At 35.0% G+C, this 15,942-nt stretch carries 15 protein-coding genes; 3 read left to right on the plus strand and 12 right to left on the minus strand.

Going from position 1 to position 15,942, the window contains the following annotated elements:
* Positions 1 to 27: 27 nt before the first annotated feature.
* From ACHZK0_RS17810 to hflX, 11 genes are all read right to left on the minus strand, one after another.
* The gene (locus ACHZK0_RS17810) at positions 28 to 1,089 is read right to left on the minus strand and encodes an EpsG family protein (protein ID WP_395760767.1); all 1,062 of its coding nucleotides are present in this window, start codon (positions 1,087 to 1,089) and stop codon (positions 28 to 30) included.
* A 35-nt stretch (positions 1,090 to 1,124) separates the two neighbouring features.
* Complete coding sequence (locus tag ACHZK0_RS17815) at positions 1,125 to 2,018, minus strand: glycosyltransferase family 2 protein (protein WP_395760768.1); 894 nt, start codon at positions 2,016 to 2,018, stop codon at positions 1,125 to 1,127.
* A 5-nt stretch (positions 2,019 to 2,023) separates the two neighbouring features.
* Positions 2,024 to 3,133, minus strand: a complete 1,110-nt coding sequence (locus ACHZK0_RS17820; RefSeq protein ID WP_270607683.1) for a glycosyltransferase family 1 protein — start codon at positions 3,131 to 3,133, stop codon at positions 2,024 to 2,026.
* Positions 3,118 to 4,275, minus strand: coding sequence for a glycosyltransferase family 4 protein (locus ACHZK0_RS17825; RefSeq protein WP_395760769.1), 1,158 nt, complete (start codon positions 4,273 to 4,275; stop codon positions 3,118 to 3,120). Before ACHZK0_RS17825 ends, ACHZK0_RS17820 begins: the two co-directional genes overlap by 16 nt.
* Positions 4,276 to 4,308: 33 nt before the next feature.
* Positions 4,309 to 6,135, minus strand: coding sequence for a polysaccharide biosynthesis protein (locus ACHZK0_RS17830; protein WP_395760770.1), 1,827 nt, complete (start codon positions 6,133 to 6,135; stop codon positions 4,309 to 4,311).
* A gap of 290 nt (positions 6,136 to 6,425) precedes the next feature.
* Complete coding sequence (locus ACHZK0_RS17835; RefSeq protein ID WP_262742817.1) at positions 6,426 to 7,088, minus strand: CpsD/CapB family tyrosine-protein kinase; 663 nt, start codon at positions 7,086 to 7,088, stop codon at positions 6,426 to 6,428.
* The gene (locus tag ACHZK0_RS17840) at positions 7,037 to 7,777 is read right to left on the minus strand and encodes a YveK family protein (protein WP_262742816.1); all 741 of its coding nucleotides are present in this window, start codon (positions 7,775 to 7,777) and stop codon (positions 7,037 to 7,039) included. Before ACHZK0_RS17840 ends, ACHZK0_RS17835 begins: the two co-directional genes overlap by 52 nt.
* A 473-nt stretch (positions 7,778 to 8,250) precedes the next feature.
* Entirely contained in the window at positions 8,251 to 9,585 is a 1,335-nt protein-coding gene (glnA, locus tag ACHZK0_RS17845) for a type I glutamate--ammonia ligase (protein ID WP_262742815.1), read from the minus strand.
* A 48-nt stretch (positions 9,586 to 9,633) separates the two neighbouring features.
* The gene (gene glnR / locus ACHZK0_RS17850) at positions 9,634 to 10,023 is read right to left on the minus strand and encodes a transcriptional repressor GlnR (protein ID WP_000656784.1); all 390 of its coding nucleotides are present in this window, start codon (positions 10,021 to 10,023) and stop codon (positions 9,634 to 9,636) included.
* 175 nt (positions 10,024 to 10,198) lie between these two features.
* Positions 10,199 to 11,470: an aminotransferase class I/II-fold pyridoxal phosphate-dependent enzyme gene (locus ACHZK0_RS17855; protein WP_000460296.1), complete on the minus strand. Its 1,272-nt coding sequence runs from the start codon at positions 11,468 to 11,470 to the stop codon at positions 10,199 to 10,201.
* On the minus strand, positions 11,463 to 12,737 hold the full coding sequence (gene hflX, locus ACHZK0_RS17860; protein ID WP_262742828.1) for a GTPase HflX: 1,275 nt from the start codon (positions 12,735 to 12,737) through the stop codon (positions 11,463 to 11,465). Before hflX ends, ACHZK0_RS17855 begins: the two co-directional genes overlap by 8 nt.
* A 92-nt stretch (positions 12,738 to 12,829) precedes the next feature.
* Between hflX and ACHZK0_RS17865 the strand changes: the two genes are divergently transcribed.
* Complete coding sequence (locus ACHZK0_RS17865; RefSeq protein WP_048544241.1) at positions 12,830 to 13,453, plus strand: trimeric intracellular cation channel family protein; 624 nt, start codon at positions 12,830 to 12,832, stop codon at positions 13,451 to 13,453.
* 99 nt (positions 13,454 to 13,552) lie between these two features.
* Entirely contained in the window at positions 13,553 to 13,690 is a 138-nt protein-coding gene (locus ACHZK0_RS17870; protein ID WP_063260593.1) for a hypothetical protein, read from the plus strand.
* Between the two features lie 31 nt (positions 13,691 to 13,721).
* Here ACHZK0_RS17870 and spoVK read toward each other — a convergent pair whose 3' ends face one another.
* Positions 13,722 to 14,678, minus strand: coding sequence for a stage V sporulation protein K (gene spoVK / locus ACHZK0_RS17875; protein ID WP_048525539.1), 957 nt, complete (start codon positions 14,676 to 14,678; stop codon positions 13,722 to 13,724).
* A gap of 263 nt (positions 14,679 to 14,941) precedes the next feature.
* On the opposite strand from spoVK, the gene ACHZK0_RS17880 reads away from it, so the two are divergent.
* Positions 14,942 to 15,907: a tyrosine-type recombinase/integrase gene (locus tag ACHZK0_RS17880; protein WP_262742813.1), complete on the plus strand. Its 966-nt coding sequence runs from the start codon at positions 14,942 to 14,944 to the stop codon at positions 15,905 to 15,907.
* Positions 15,908 to 15,942 lie beyond the last annotated feature (35 nt).

Raw genomic sequence — 15,942 nt, forward strand, 5'->3', positions numbered from 1 at the left:
TCAATTCCATATATTGAACCTTTGTTATCAAAAAAAGTGACTCTTATAAATAATCCGCAAAGTAATCACATGCTCATATACAAAGTAAACAAAGTAACATACTAAAATTGCATAATAGACAAACTTCTGATCTTTTTCAGTGAACAGCTTTACAACCCAAGAAATTAATATTAACTGGTATAATCCAAAATAAATAGCAAACCTTGCAAAAATCCAATTTTGTGTTGAAATAAGCATAAAAACTGCACCTAGTAATGCCATATTTACAATATAATCACTCTTTGGAAATAATTCTTTCAGTCTTTCCCTACCCAAGAACGCAAGTATGAGTGGTGCAGCCTCAACAACAACTCTAAGTATATTAGCACCACCTTCATGAAAATCTTTGTAATGACCATATTGAGTATCCCCTATCGCTGCAAAGAAAATCTCAGAAAATTGATTAAACCCTATAACGATAAGCACCGCTAAAAATAGAAGGATAAACGTTGTTGTTGACCAAGCTTTTCTGCGAATTAGAAAATATATTGGTATGAGAACAAGCGCACTCTGATGAAATGTTGATGCAAGCAGAACAATAAACATATATTTTTTCCAGTTACCATCAAGAATATATTTGGTCGCAGCAAAAACAATAGCAGCAGCTAAATATTGCCTAATCCCATTCATTGAGGTTAAGTACATCCCAGACGTGATATAGACATATAAACTTAAGTCAATTAACCTTGAATACTTATATAGAACGAATACGATTAGTATATTTGTTATCAATGCCGTAACAAAAACCATGACCTGAGGGTCCTCGGTATACTTTTGTAAAATCATTTGCAGAATATTAAATCCCATATCTTTATTATTTTGGATGTATTCCCAATTAAACTCCGTAGATGTGTATGCATGCATATAAAAATAAGTATCCCCAATATTATTTCGAAGACCCGCTACTAATACAAGAGATAGCGCCGTCATCAAAATTAAAAACTGATTTGGCTTTATCGATGTAAGACTATTAGTGACCGGTATAGCAAAATACCTTGCAAAAAATGCGAGTATGAATACTATAGCAAGATTCATCCAAAGTATAGTCATTATTATTTCCTCTCATTTACTTACTAAATAAATCTCTAAATGTTTACTTTCATTTTTGTTTTCATTGTAATGTAACTATAAAGGATTGCCCCAAATGGTAGTGCACACAGTGTTAACCCTTTACATGGCGATTCTTGTATAAATCTTTTGTTTTTCGCTATGATACTACTAGATACATAATGTATAGCTTGCCTATACTTAAATAATCGATTAGTAAATGACAATTTCATCAGTTCCTTACGATAAAATGCAAACCCTTTTGGATTTTTCCGATATTGATTTAGCATATTCATTGATGATCCATCAGCCATGTATTCCACATAACAAAGTGCTTCGTTCATTAATAACATTTCATATTGTTGATCTAACATGTAGTATTTATATGCTAACCCTACATATTTTTCATTTTTAAAAATAGGATATGGATATTTCTTAGTCAATTGTGTGCGATAGACCAGTTTTTTATCACCTGTAACACCATGTTTGTTGTAAAGATCGAAAAGTGTTGAGTATTTAAGATTCTCTGGTAACTTTGAGCCTATTATTTGCCCATTTGTATACAAGTCCAGTCCAATTATTCCACTAACTTCAGCATTTCCATAGCTACCCCAAAAAGAAAGGATTTTTTCTACAGCATCATCTGGCATATAATCATCTGAATCAATACAAACATTTAACTCCGTATCAATCATTTCATAGGCTGTATTATGTGCACCATGCATCCCTTGATTTTGTTGCCAATGATACAGAATTTTGATCTGTTTTTCAGCTATCCAGCTATCGACCAATTCTTTTGTGTTATCATTAGATCCGTCATCTATTATTAACCATATAAAACTCTTACATGTTTGACGTTTTAAACTCTCATAACAATTTGTAAGACAATACGCTCTATTATAAGTAGGGGTGAAAATCGTTAAATTCTCCATATTCCTCACCTCGAAAGTACTGAATAATAGTCCTGAGTTAATTCTGCCGTATGTTTTATATCGTAGCCTTTGTCTAAAAATACTTGAGCTGGTATTTTTCTCGACAAATTACTAATTTCTATATTTTTCATTTTTTCTATCCAAGCCTTTTTATCTGTCAGAGGAACATGTTCAACTAGGTTCATTCCCAAGTCCACTTCTTTCGTAATTGCATCTGATATAATACAGGGTAAACCAACTCCTTGCGCCTCTATGAGAGTAAGTGGTAATCCCTCATGTATGGATGGAAAAACAAATGCATCAAATGCTTGAAGTACCCTCTCTATATCGGCTCGTATCCCAAGAAATCTTATATGATTCTCCAAATTCAATTCCCTTACGTGATTTTCAATTTCCACACGAAGTGGCCCTTCACCAGCTAATAAAAGCATTGAATTTGGCCTAAATCGAGTTAACTGAGCGAATAATTCTATCAGGTAAGTATGATTTTTTTGTTGAGCAAATCTTCCAACATGGCCAATAACAAGAACGTCTTGCTCAAGTTGTAATTCTTCTCTTACTTGTTGTCTCATTTCTGGACAGAACAAAAATCTATCACAATCAATTCCATTTTTTAAGATTTTAGCTACATCAGCTTTACCTGAAAATAACCACCTTGCAGCAGCGTTTGAACATGCTAGCAAGTGTGTTGCACATGTGTCTATAGATCTCCCTGCATACCATTTATAAATTTTTGCAGCAGTACTACCTTCACTACTAGTATTATGACTATGCGCAATCCTAACTGGCACCCTTGCTTTTTTAGCTGAACGAAGTACAAAACCACTCATTTTATCCATATGTGAATGAACGAGTTTATACTGCGGATGAGCGCTAAAGAAAGTATCTAAAGCCTTTATATAACCTCTATGACCAACATCTGTAACGTATGGAATTCTATGAACTTTCCCGCCTAACTTTACTATCTCTTCATCAAATACCCCCTCTTTACAAGTTAAAAAATCAAATTGTACTTTTGAGCGGTCTAAATTACGATACAAATTCATAATTAAAGTTTCGGCTCCGCCTCTATTCATATTTACAACTACATGTAATACCCTTAATGGAGTGCCCAATTTAAATCCTCCATTTCATCCATATAACTTGTATAAATTTCTTTTTTCTCTTTCAACACTTCATTAACTGAATATTCATTCACAATAATAGTACGTCCACACTGTCCAAACTGCGCTTGTAATTTAGTATTTTTAGAAATAGAATTGATTCTTTCAGCCATCGTCTGTATGTCATTGCGTTCTATAGTCCAACCATTTTTATTATTAATAATTAACTCTCTATGCCCTCTGTTACTTGTAGCGATAACCGGAAGCCCACAAGCCATAGCTTCCATAATATTAACTGGCAAGCCTTCCCGGTGACTGGATGCGACTGCAATGTCACACATTTGTAGTAAAGAAGCAATATCACTTCTATAACCTAGAAAATGAACCATATTACTCACGCCTAGTTGATCCGCTATTTTTTTGCACTCTTCCATTAACAGTCCCTCGCCAGCAAGTAAAAGCTTCGCATGTGGAATCTCGTTTTTCAATTGCACCAATACATGAATTAAAAAAACTTGGTTTTTATTCTTATTAAATTCAGCAGCATAAAACATTAAAAAATCTTGTGGATTATAGTTGAATTTTAGCTTTAATGATTGTTTTTCCGTCTCAGTTACTGTGGTAAATCTTTCTATATCTACCCCTACACCATGAACGAGTTTAATATCTTTCGCTTGAAAACGATGTTTAACTGCTAAATGGTAATCTTCTTGGTTAATTGTTATAAGACAATCTGTATTAATTGCCAAACTTCTTTCAATTGGATAATATAAAAGCCAATTTATAAACGGTGATCCTTTACAAAAATGAAATCCATGTGCCGTATATATGACCTTCGTCCCTTCCCTCCTTGCTTTCCGAGCAGCTAGACGAGCAATTACTCCTCCCATAGGCGTATGACAATGAATGATATTATATTTATTTTGATGAATAATTGATTTGAGTTTGTTATATGCATGAAGATTTTGTATGCTAAGAGGTGATCTTTGAATAGGAATATTATATTTTTCAGTTACATACGGAAGGTGTATATTCCCATTTGCTGCAACATGTACTTCCCAACCTTGGTCTGCAAACCATTTCAAATACGGTAAGTGAAAAGCTTTAAAATGATAATCCACAGTTGCACAAAATAGAACTTTTTTAGACACCATCCCACGCACCCGTCTTATTATAAATTTTTGTCGTTAACCTGATACTGGTATTAATAGTTTTAAAGTTTTACGCTGATTCACTAAATTTAACAATCGCTTTCTTAGTTCAAATCCATCTAATTCTGTATATTCAGAAATTATTTTTTCTATTTCTTCTATACGAACATTCATTTCTTGCCCTACATAAATTCTTGGATGGACTTGCTGCTCATTCATTTCATCTTCTTTTAGTAATTCTTCAAAAAGTTTCTCTCCTGGGCGTATACCCGTAAATTCTATTCCGATTTCATCCACGGAGTTTCCTGACAATCGAATGAGGTTTTTAGCAAGATCCACTATTTTTACTGGTTCTCCCATATCGAGCACAAAAATTTCTCCACCCTTAGCTAACGCACCAGCTTGTACCACAAGTCTGGATGCCTCCGGAATTGTCATAAAATAACGAACCATATCTGGGTGAGTAACAGTAACTGGTCCACCTTTTTGAATCTGCTTCTTAAATAACGGGATAACACTCCCTCTACTCCCTAAGACATTTCCAAATCGTACAGTAACAAACTTTGTATGACTTATTTTATCTTTATGTTGTATTACCATCTCAGCTAATTTCTTTGTCGCCCCCATAACACTCGTTGGGTTCACTGCTTTATCTGACGAAATCATAACAAACGTTCCTACTCCATGTGTTCTTGCTGCCTCTGCTATATTCATAGTCCCAATCAAATTATTTTTAACAGCCTCTTCAGGATTGTTTTCCATCAATGGTACATGTTTATGTGCAGCAGCATGATATACAACATGAGGAAGATGCTTTTTCATTATTACATGCATCTTCTTTTCATCTTGAATATCTGCGATTTCTGGAATAAACACGCTTTTCCTATCATTATGTTTTTCATTTAATTCCATTTCTATTGAATATATACTGTTTTCTCCGTGCCCTAATAAAATCAATTTTTTCGGCTTAAATTTCGCAACTTGTCTACAAATTTCTGAGCCTATTGATCCACCTGCACCAGTAACTAAAATGACTTTATCAGTTATATAATCTGAAATGATATCTACATCTAACTCTACAGGATCTCGTCCTAATAAATCTTCTACTTGAACATCTCTGAATTCATTCACTGAAACTTTACCTGTTACTAAGTCTTCTAACATTGGAAGAATTTGCGTTTTTACATTTGTTTTTAGACAATCCTTTAAAATAATATTTCTTTCTTTTTTATTTAACGAAGGAATTGCTAAAATTATCATTTCAATGTTCAGTTTTTTAATAACATAATCAATTTGGTTCATACCACCAATTACCGGAATCCCCCAAATATCTAGATTATGTTTTTTGATATTATCATCAATAAATGCGACTGGCATTAATTCCGTAGCACTGTTCTTCAACAACTGTCTAGCAACCATTGTCCCAGCGGATCCAGCACCAACAATTAACGTTCTTTTCTTATCGCCTTTTTTTACATAATAAATATCTCTGTACATTCTCCAAATAAAGCGAGAACCACCTATTAATAAAATATGAATCATCCAAGTAACAACTAACAATCGAAAATACATTTTCCCCATGATTAGTTGCTGCACAGCCGCTGTAGTAAGTATAGAATATGTAACAACCTTGCATATAATTAGCAATTCTCCTATACTTGCATATTCTAAAGCCTTTTTATACAACTTATAAATAAAAGCAAACAAATGATGACTAACTAATAAAGTGATAGAGCTAATTACTGATGATAAAGTGATAACACTGAAGCTAGCATTTACAAAAAAATAACTAAAAAAAATAGCAGTTAATACTATCAGTGAATCCATTAAAAGCAATAACGATATCCTCCGGCGATACGTCATATTACTTCCTCCTTTAATCAATTCCTTACTTAACTCTTTCAAACTTAAAGTTCCTAACTATATTCTCTTTATTAAAAACACATAGTTAGAAACTTTAATAAAACATGGGCATCTAACCCTCCCTCACATTACACTTTTGACGACTGGCATCTAAGGTTATTTTCACAACCCACAGCATAATCGAGTGCCTCCATTGATAGCGGTTAGGAGACATCACCACATCACAATTCTATTAATTTTTCTTTATAACGAACAATTCCACGTACGAAAGTTTAATTTAAAACTAACCTTTATACTTTCCCATTCAAAATTGCACCCAATATTCTACTTTTCGTAAAACTTAATGCCCTTTTCGTTTCAAGTGCATCTTCGTTCACAGTTCTATTATACCGAATCACTAAAAGTACACCTTCACACTTATCAGCTAATACACTCGTATCTGTTACTTCTAATACAGGAGAAGAGTCAAATAATATGATGTCATACCGTTCCATCGCCTTTTGAATCAACATATCCATTGCCTCTGAACTAAGTACTTCTGACGGATTGAATGGCACTGGACCGCTAGTTAATACATCCAGACTTTCCATCTTTGTTTTTTTTACAGCACCCACCAAATTTGTTTTTCCGTTCAATATGTCAGTTAATCCAATTGAATTTTCCACTCCAAACATTTCATGAATCGTTGGTGTTCGTAAATTCGCATCTATTACCAATACCTTTTCGCCTTTTTGCGCTATTGAGACTGCTAAATTAACTGTAATTGTTGACTTTCCTTCACCGTACCTCGGAGAAGTAATCACTATCGTTCTACTTTTATGAATCGACGAAGATAATTGAATGTTAGTTCGTAGCGAACGATACTGCTCCGAAATTTTCGATCTTGGGGCGGTATACGCAATTATACTTTCTCCTTTAACTTCATTTGTTTTTCGTCTATTTTTGTATGCCACTCCGTTCCCTCCCCCAATAGCACTGTATTTTTCCCACTAAATTTATCTTTCCTATTCTTCTTATTCATTTTAGAAATTCCACCCAAAACAGGTATATCTAACAATTGTTCAATTCGTCGTTCTGATTTGATTCTCTCATCAAGTGAATCCAATAAAAAAATAAAACCGATACTGAGCACCATACCTAACGTGAATGCGATTAGTATCGTCTTAAAGTGATTTATATTTATGGGCATAGAATTCTTTTGAACTGGATCCTCTGGTAATATACTCACATTATTAAAATTCAGTATATTTGCTACTTCTTGCTTATAAACAGCCGCTGTAGTATTTGCAATTTTATGTGCAAGCACAGGATCCATATCCACTACATTTATCCTCATAATTTGAGAACCCTGTACACTTTCCGTACTTATTTGCCCACTTAATGCACCTGCTGATCTGTTCATATTTAATTCAGCAGCTACTTTTTCTAATATTACAGGCTCATTTACCATTGCTTTCAATGTATTCATCGTTTCAGCGTTAGCTTGAACAATTACCCTTGCCGAGGAAGCATACAAAGGGGTTTTCATATACATACTATACAGGGCTCCTCCTACCGTTGTGAGAGTCGTAAACAATAGTAGTATCCACACCCTCTTCCATATTACAGTGAATAGATTTTTCAAATTTATTTCCTTATTCATTACTTCTCCCCCTCATTTAATACCAATGAGATTTCAGTTGAACATTCCATAAAAAAACAAAAATAAGATTATTATTTTTATTTTTCGAATATACAAAACTCCCTAATTACTGTCATTTTAGTTCTTTATATAGAACGAGTCAATATAATTTATTTTTGTTTAAACACTTCTTAATTTCAGTTCAAAAATTACGACAATATTCTTCATAATTCACTGTAGATAAATGACGAAAACCCCCTATTACTGCAGTATCGAGGAGTTTTTCTTTGTATTGAAACTTATTTCAACAAGGCTTTTTAACCCATTAAAATAAGTCGTATATATTAAACAATTCACTTTTTTCAAATGATATTCATTTTGCATAGATATTAACAAGTACATTTCGGAATTTGCTTGCCCTTTCTATTCCTCATATAAAAATACCCGATAAATAAAAAACCCTCAACACGTTATGTGTCAAGGGTTGAAGTCTCTTAGTATAGAGACATATATTGATCGCGTTCCCATTGGTGAACTTGCGTGCGGAAGATGTCCCACTCAATCTCTTTTGCTTCAATGAAGTGCTCAAGTAAATGATCACCTAGTGCACCACATACTACTTCATTCGATTGTAATGTAACTAATGCTTGCGCTAATGTTGCTGGTAAGTCAACGATACCTGCTTCTTCGCGCTCTTCTTTTGTCATTACATAGATGTTACGGTCTACTGCAGCTGGTGGAGTTAATTTGTTTTTAATTCCATCAAGACCTGCTGCTAATAATGTAGCCATTACTAAATATGGATTTGCAGCTGGGTCAACACTACGTACTTCTACGCGTGTACTAATACCACGAGATGCAGGGATACGTACTAATGGACTACGGTTTTGTGCAGACCATGCTACGTAACAAGGAGCTTCGTATCCAGGTACTAAACGCTTGTAAGAGTTTACAGTTGGATTTGCTATCGCTGTAAATGCTGGTGCGTGTTTTAAAATACCTGCGATGAAGTGACGAGCATCATCACTTAATTGTAAGTCACCGTTTTGATCAAAGAATACGTTCTCACCATTTTTGAATAGTGATAAGTTACAGTGCATACCTGAACCGTTCACACCGTATAATGGTTTTGGCATAAATGTTGCGTGTAAACCGTGTTTACGAGCAATTGTTTTTACAACAAGTTTGAATGTTTGAATGTCATCACATGAGCGAATTGCATTTGCATATTTAAAGTCAATTTCGTGTTGCCCTGGAGCAACCTCATGGTGAGACGCTTCAATTTCAAAGCCCATCTCTTCTAGTTCAAGAACGATATCACGACGACAGTTTTCCCCTAGATCCATCGGCGCAAGGTCGAAGTATCCACCGTTATCGTTTAATTCTAATGTTGGATTTCCTTTTTCATCTACTTTAAATAGGAAGAATTCTGGCTCTGGTCCAAGATTGAAATCTGAGAATCCTAAAGCTTCCATTTCTTTTAACACACGTTTTAAGTTGTTACGTGGGTCTCCATCAAATGGAGTGCCATCTGCATTGTAAATGTCACAAATTAGACGAGCAACTTTACCTTTTTCAGCAGTCCATGGGAAAATTACCCAAGTATCTAAGTCCGGATATAAATACATATCAGATTCTTCAATACGTACGAAACCTTCAATCGAAGATCCATCAAACATCATTTTGTTATCAAGAGCTTTCGTTAATTGTCTCACTGGAATCTCTACGTTTTTAATTACTCCTAAAAGGTCTGTAAATTGTAAACGGATATACTTTACATTCTCTTCTTCCGCCAAACGGAAAATATCTTCTTTTGTGTACCTAGCCATTATAAATTCCTCCTTAGTCCCTCTAAACACCTTCAGAATCAGTTCTCTTTAGTGAAAAAACCTTGAAATGTCACCTTGTCGCAATGAAGTTCGATTAAATCTACCTGTATGTTGTAGTTCATCTCGAAGTATTTTGCGAAGCTCAGTTTTTGAAATTTCTTTCGTTTCTTCTTTTACTTTCACTGTTTCTGTTTGATTTTCTTTCATTAGTAACACTTGTTTAATACCAGCCATATTCAAGCCTTGATCTAATAAGTCTTTAATCTCTAACAACTTATCTACATCGTTAAATGAAAATAATCTACGATTCCCCTTCGTACGGGTTGGAGAAACAAGATTATGCTCTTCATAGTAGCGAATTTGACGTGCAGATAATTGTGTTAAATCCATAACAATACCAATAGGAAACAGCGGGGCAGAACGTCTATCTTCTTTCATTATTTCAGTTCCTCCTTCGCCTTAACTGTTTCTCATTTTATACCATGTTATGTTTAGTGTCAATAGATGTTAGCTTTTCTTACATGATTTTTTTATAAATTTTTTCATTCTTTTTTCTAATGAAATAAATCATTACTTTCACAAGAAAAAAGCTGTCGAAATCGACAGCTTCCCCTTAAGAAATTGTTAATAATTCTTTTTCAATTAATGCATCAATTGCAGAACAAATCGCAATCTTCACATGTGAATAAGTTAACCCACCTTGCACGTAAGCAACATAAGGCGGACGAATTGGACCATCAGCTGACAATTCAATACTTGCACCTTGAATAAACGTTCCCGCAGCCATAATTACATCATCTTCATAACCAGGCATATAGTTGGCATATGGAGTGAAGTGAGAATTGATCGGAGATGCATATTGAATTGCTTGGCAGAATGCAATCATACGATCTTTATCATCGAATTGAACAGACTGAATTAAATCTGTTCGTGGCGCATTCCATGCTGGTGATGTATTCATTCCTAACTTCTCTAAAAATGCAGCTGTAAAAATCGCACCTTTTAGCGCTTGTCCCGCTACATGCGGCGCTAAGAAGAAACCTTGATACATTTCTTGTAGACTGTATAAAGATGCCCCTGCTTCCGCACCGATTCCTGGAGATGTTAAACGATATGCACACGCTTCAACATACTGTTCTTTACCAACGATATAACCACCAGTTTTAACAATTCCACCACCAGGGTTCTTAATAAGCGAACCTGCCATTAAATCTGCACCAACATGACATGGCTCTTGCTCTTCAATAAACTCGCCATAACAATTATCTACAAATACAACAACATCTGGTTTAATTTCTTTAACAAACGCTATCATCTCTTTAATTTGAGAAATAGTAAATGACGGACGAGTAGCGTAACCTTTTGAACGCTGAATACCAATCATCTTCGTGTTACTATGAATTGCAGCCGCAACTGCTCCAAAATCAACAAGCCCCTCTTCAGTAAGCGGAACTGCATTATAACCAATATTATATTCTTTAAATGAACCTACACCTTTTCCGCGTACACCAACGATTTCTTCTAACGTATCATACGGCTTACCAGTGATGTACAATAACTCATCACCTGGACGTAAAATACCGAATAACGCTGTAGAAATAGCGTGAGTACCTGAAATGATTTGTGGACGAACAAGACCAGCTTCCGCTCCAAATACATCCGCATACACTTTTTCTAACGTATCACGGCCAATATCATCATAACCATAACCTGTCGTCGGAATAAAATGCGAATCGCTAATTTTATGTTTACGAAAACTTTCTAATACACGAAACTGGTTACTTTCAATTACTTCATCCGCACGTTTATGTACTTCTGTAATTTGGCTCTCTACTTCTTTTACGATTGGAGCAATTTTTTCTCCATTTTTCAAACGATCAAACATTTTTATTTTCTCCTTCTTTCACTAAAAATCTCTTTAATTGCACATTAAGCGATGAATGAGCAAAAATATACCCTACGCAATCATATACAAATTTATCTTCTAAAAACTCCATCTTTGTTAAAAGCGTTTCCGTCTTTAATAACGTTAACAACTTACCTTCACTCGGAGGAATTTCCACTTGATAACAATTCATTTCTTCCTTCATTTTCGTTTCTATCGCTTCTTTTATATGTAATAAATCATTTTCTTCAAAAGCACTAGTCATTAAGAAGTCACTTTTCGGAAACGGAATAAAGTTTTGATGTAATTCATCTTTTTTATTATATAACGTAATAATAGGAATATGATTAATTTCAAGTTCTGACAATAGTTGTTTTACTGTTTTTTCATGCCCTACATAATTAGGATCTGCAGAATCAACTACATGTAAAATAACATCCGCTTCACCAGCTTCTTCTAATGTCGAACGAAAAGCCGCAATTAATGACGTAGGTAAATCCTGTATAAAACCAACCGTATCAGTTAGTAATACTGTATAACCAGAAGGTAACGGCATTTTCCTTGTCGTCGGGTCTAGCGTTGCAAACAACAAGTTTTCTTCAAATGTATCAGCTTCCGTCAACCTATTAAACAACGTAGATTTGCCCGCATTCGTATATCCTATTAACGAAACTTGAAATACTTTATTCTCTTTTCTTCTCTCACGATATCTTTTCCGATGTTCCACAACAACTGCAAGTTGTTTCTTTATTTCATCAATACGTGATCGAATATGACGACGATCCGTCTCTAGTTTCGTCTCACCTGGTCCCCTCGTCCCAATACCACCACCAAGACGTGATAAAGACAATCCTTGCCCCATAAGACGCGGCATTGTATATTGCAACTGAGCTAATTCTACTTGAAGCTTACCTTCCCTCGACTTCGCACGTTGCGCAAAAATATCTAATATGAGTTGTGTTCGATCAATTACCCTCGCATCTAATACCGAGGATAAATTCCGAATTTGACTCGGCGTTAATTCGTTATTAAATACGATAACATCCGGTTCTAATTCTTCAGTTAACATTGTAAGCTCTTCTAATTTACCCTTACCTATATATGTCGCCGGATGAAACTTCGGTCGTTTTTGCGTTGTAGACACTAACAATTCTGCTCGCGCAGTCTTTGCTAGCGATGCAAGCTCTTTCATGGAATGCATAAATTTTTCATCATCTTCTTGCGGCAATTGACAGCCCACTAATATGACTTTTTCTTTTTCTTCCATCAAATATGTTCACTCATCCTTTTCGAAATTTAAACCTTCTAATATAATAGCAGAGGAAGCACATTTCATCTAGTTAGCGGGGGAGAAAATTCATGGCATGGGAGATTTTTAGCATCATAGGCACAATCGCTTTCGCGCTAAGCGGAGCCATTGTTGCAATGGAAGAGGATTATGATATTTTCGGGGTGTATATTTTAGGAATGGCAACCGCATTTGGGGGAGGTGCCCTTCGTAATTTATTAATCGGTTATCCGATTGTCGCGTTTTGGCAACAAGACATGTTATTCCAAATCGCACTTTTATCAATGACAATTATTTTTCTTTTTCCAAATAAATTAATTAGACACTGGAAAAAGTGGGAAAACATCACTGATGCTATCGGCTTATCAGCATTCGCCGTACAAGGGGCATTATATGCTCAGAAATTAAATTTACCAATTAGCGCTACGATCGTAGCAGCTGTTTTAACTGGCATTGGCGGCGGTATTATCCGCGATCTTTTAGCCCGTAGAAAACCTCTTGTCCTTCGAGCTGAAGTATATGCTTTTTGGACGATTCTAGCAGGTTTCTTAATCGGCGCTCAAATTATTGTTAGTGATTGGGCTTTATACACCTTATTCATTTTAATTGTTTGCTTCCGCATGGTTTCTATTCACTACAAATGGCACTTACCGCATAGACGTATAGACACAAACGAACGTTCAGTGCATAAATAGCAATCCAACCTCTTTACAGAACGTAAAGAGGTTTTTCTTTTCTAACGAGTTTTTCTTTACATAATGTTTATACTAATCCTCAAAGCGAGGTGAATACAAATGACAAACCATGTTAATAAAGGTGCTCAAAAAAGCTCAGTAGGTCAAATTGGACATGACCCTAATTCTGCACACGAAAAAAGTGCTAAAATGGAACGTTTCCATAAATCTTATCAAGACAAAGCAAAAAAAGAGTAACAGCACTTATACAAAAAAACAGACGCACAGTTTATGTACTGTGCGTCTCCTCTTCAAGCATCAAATCACTACTTGATATCCCAATTAAATCATATTTATCATACGTATCCTCTTGCAACAAGCGCATAGCCTGTGTACGAATCGATTTTTCAACAATATTCCGTACATATCTTCCATTACTAAACGATGTAATTTGCGATGAGTACTTTACAGCATGTAAATGATCTCTAAATTTCCATTCAGCCTCTTTCGATAACTGGTATTCACGTTCTTCATACATCCTCTTCCCTATTTCTAACAGCTGATTTACCGAGTAATCCGCAAATTCAATTATAAATGGAAAACGGGATTGCAGACCTGGATTTAATGAAAGAAAGTGATTCATCTCTCTTGAATATCCAGCTAAAATCAATACAAAACCGTGTTGTTTATCTTCCATATGTTTCACGAGCGTATCAATTGCTTCTTTTCCAAAATCTTTTTCTCCCCCTCGAGCTAATGAATACGCCTCATCAATAAACAAAATACCTCCCATTGCTTTTTTTATTAAATCTCTTGTTTTTTGAGCTGTATGACCGATATATTCTCCTACAAGATCCGCACGTTCAGCTTCAACTAAGTGCCCTTTTGATAGAATATTCATCTCAAACAACAATTTCCCTATCATTCTAGCAACAGTTGTCTTCCCTGTACCTGGATTCCCTTTAAACAACATGTGGAGTACTTGCTTCTCAGACTTCAACCCTATTTCTTGTCTTTTTTTGTTTACATAAATCCAAGCATATATTTCTTTTATTATCTTTTTTATATCATCCATCCCAACGAGCTTTCCCATCTCTTCTTCAATTCTTTGCAGCATCTCATGTTTCGTAGTGGTTTCATTTGAAATTACCGTTTTATTTTCCGCGGCCGGTAAAGAAATTTTCTTTCGATGATTTAACACAATGTTAATTTGATTATTATTTTTCTTTCGCATCGATTGTTCCATACACTCACCTCATTTTATCCTGCATGAACAAGCAATAAGACTCCCACCTCAAAATTCAGCAAACGCGAGGAAGTTAGACGAGAGATAACTGCCCGTAAATGCCCGATTGGTTCAACTAATAATCAAGGGAGATGAACAAATACCCCACTGATTAAAGTTTCACTTTATCCACTCACCAAATATTATTATTCCTGTCTCCCTTGCAAATGACTATTTTCAGAAAAGTTTGCTATAATATAAGAAATAATGAAGGTGGTGGGACTATGGAGACAACGGAATTCCATGATACAATACAAGCCTTTTCTATTTTTTTATTGAATAAAGGCCGAAAACCTTCAACCATTAAACGTTATGTTTATGACATTGAAGATTTCGGACATTGGTTAGAAAAAAACAAAAAGCTCCCTTCCAGTAATATATGGGCTACACTTTGTACAAAAGACTATGAAGATTACTTTTCCGACTTAAAAAAGAATCGACATTACTCAGAGAAAACGATGCACCGTGTATTTATTGTATTAAATAGAATGCATCACTTTCTAAACATCCCTAATCCATTAAAGAACATGGAAATTTCTATTCAACCAGACCGCACACTTCGTAATGAGGATTTCATTTCATCTGATGAAGAAAAAAGATTAAAATATATAGTCACTTCATTAGAAGGACTTTCAGAAAAACAGCGTCCTGTGCGCCCTTTATTAATGGATCGTAATATCGCTATTTTGAATTTATTAATCGACTATGGATTATCCTTACAGGATCTTACAGCATTAACTATGCAGCACGTCCACTTTGAAACGAACACATTATCTATCCCAGCAACCGCAGGGATAGAAAGAACAATTACATTAACTAGCGAAGACAAAAAACAACTATATACTTATTACAAAAGCATCCCAGAGCCCGTTCGCCCAAAATACCATAGTAATGATCCATTATTTATTGCATTTGATTTTAATCGCGGAACATACAGATGGGTATACGAAAATGATGCACCAAAGGGATTAACAGAAATCGCTATCCAAAAAATGATTCGCCTTGAAGTATCTAGAGCTAATTTACGCAAAGGAATCTCAGGACAACACTTTCGTAACACCTATATTTTAAACTTAATAAAAAAAGAAACTCCCGAATCAGAAATTATAAAACTAGTTGGATTTAAATCAAAAGTTTCACTCAAACGATATTATCAATACGCAGAAAATAGAAAAAACGCCTTATCCTAAGGCGTTTTTTCTATTTTTTCTTTAAACAAACGATT

Source organism: Bacillus sp. 3G2 (assembly GCF_044324725.1).
Taxonomy (GTDB): domain Bacteria; phylum Bacillota; class Bacilli; order Bacillales; family Bacillaceae_G; genus Bacillus_A; species Bacillus_A mobilis.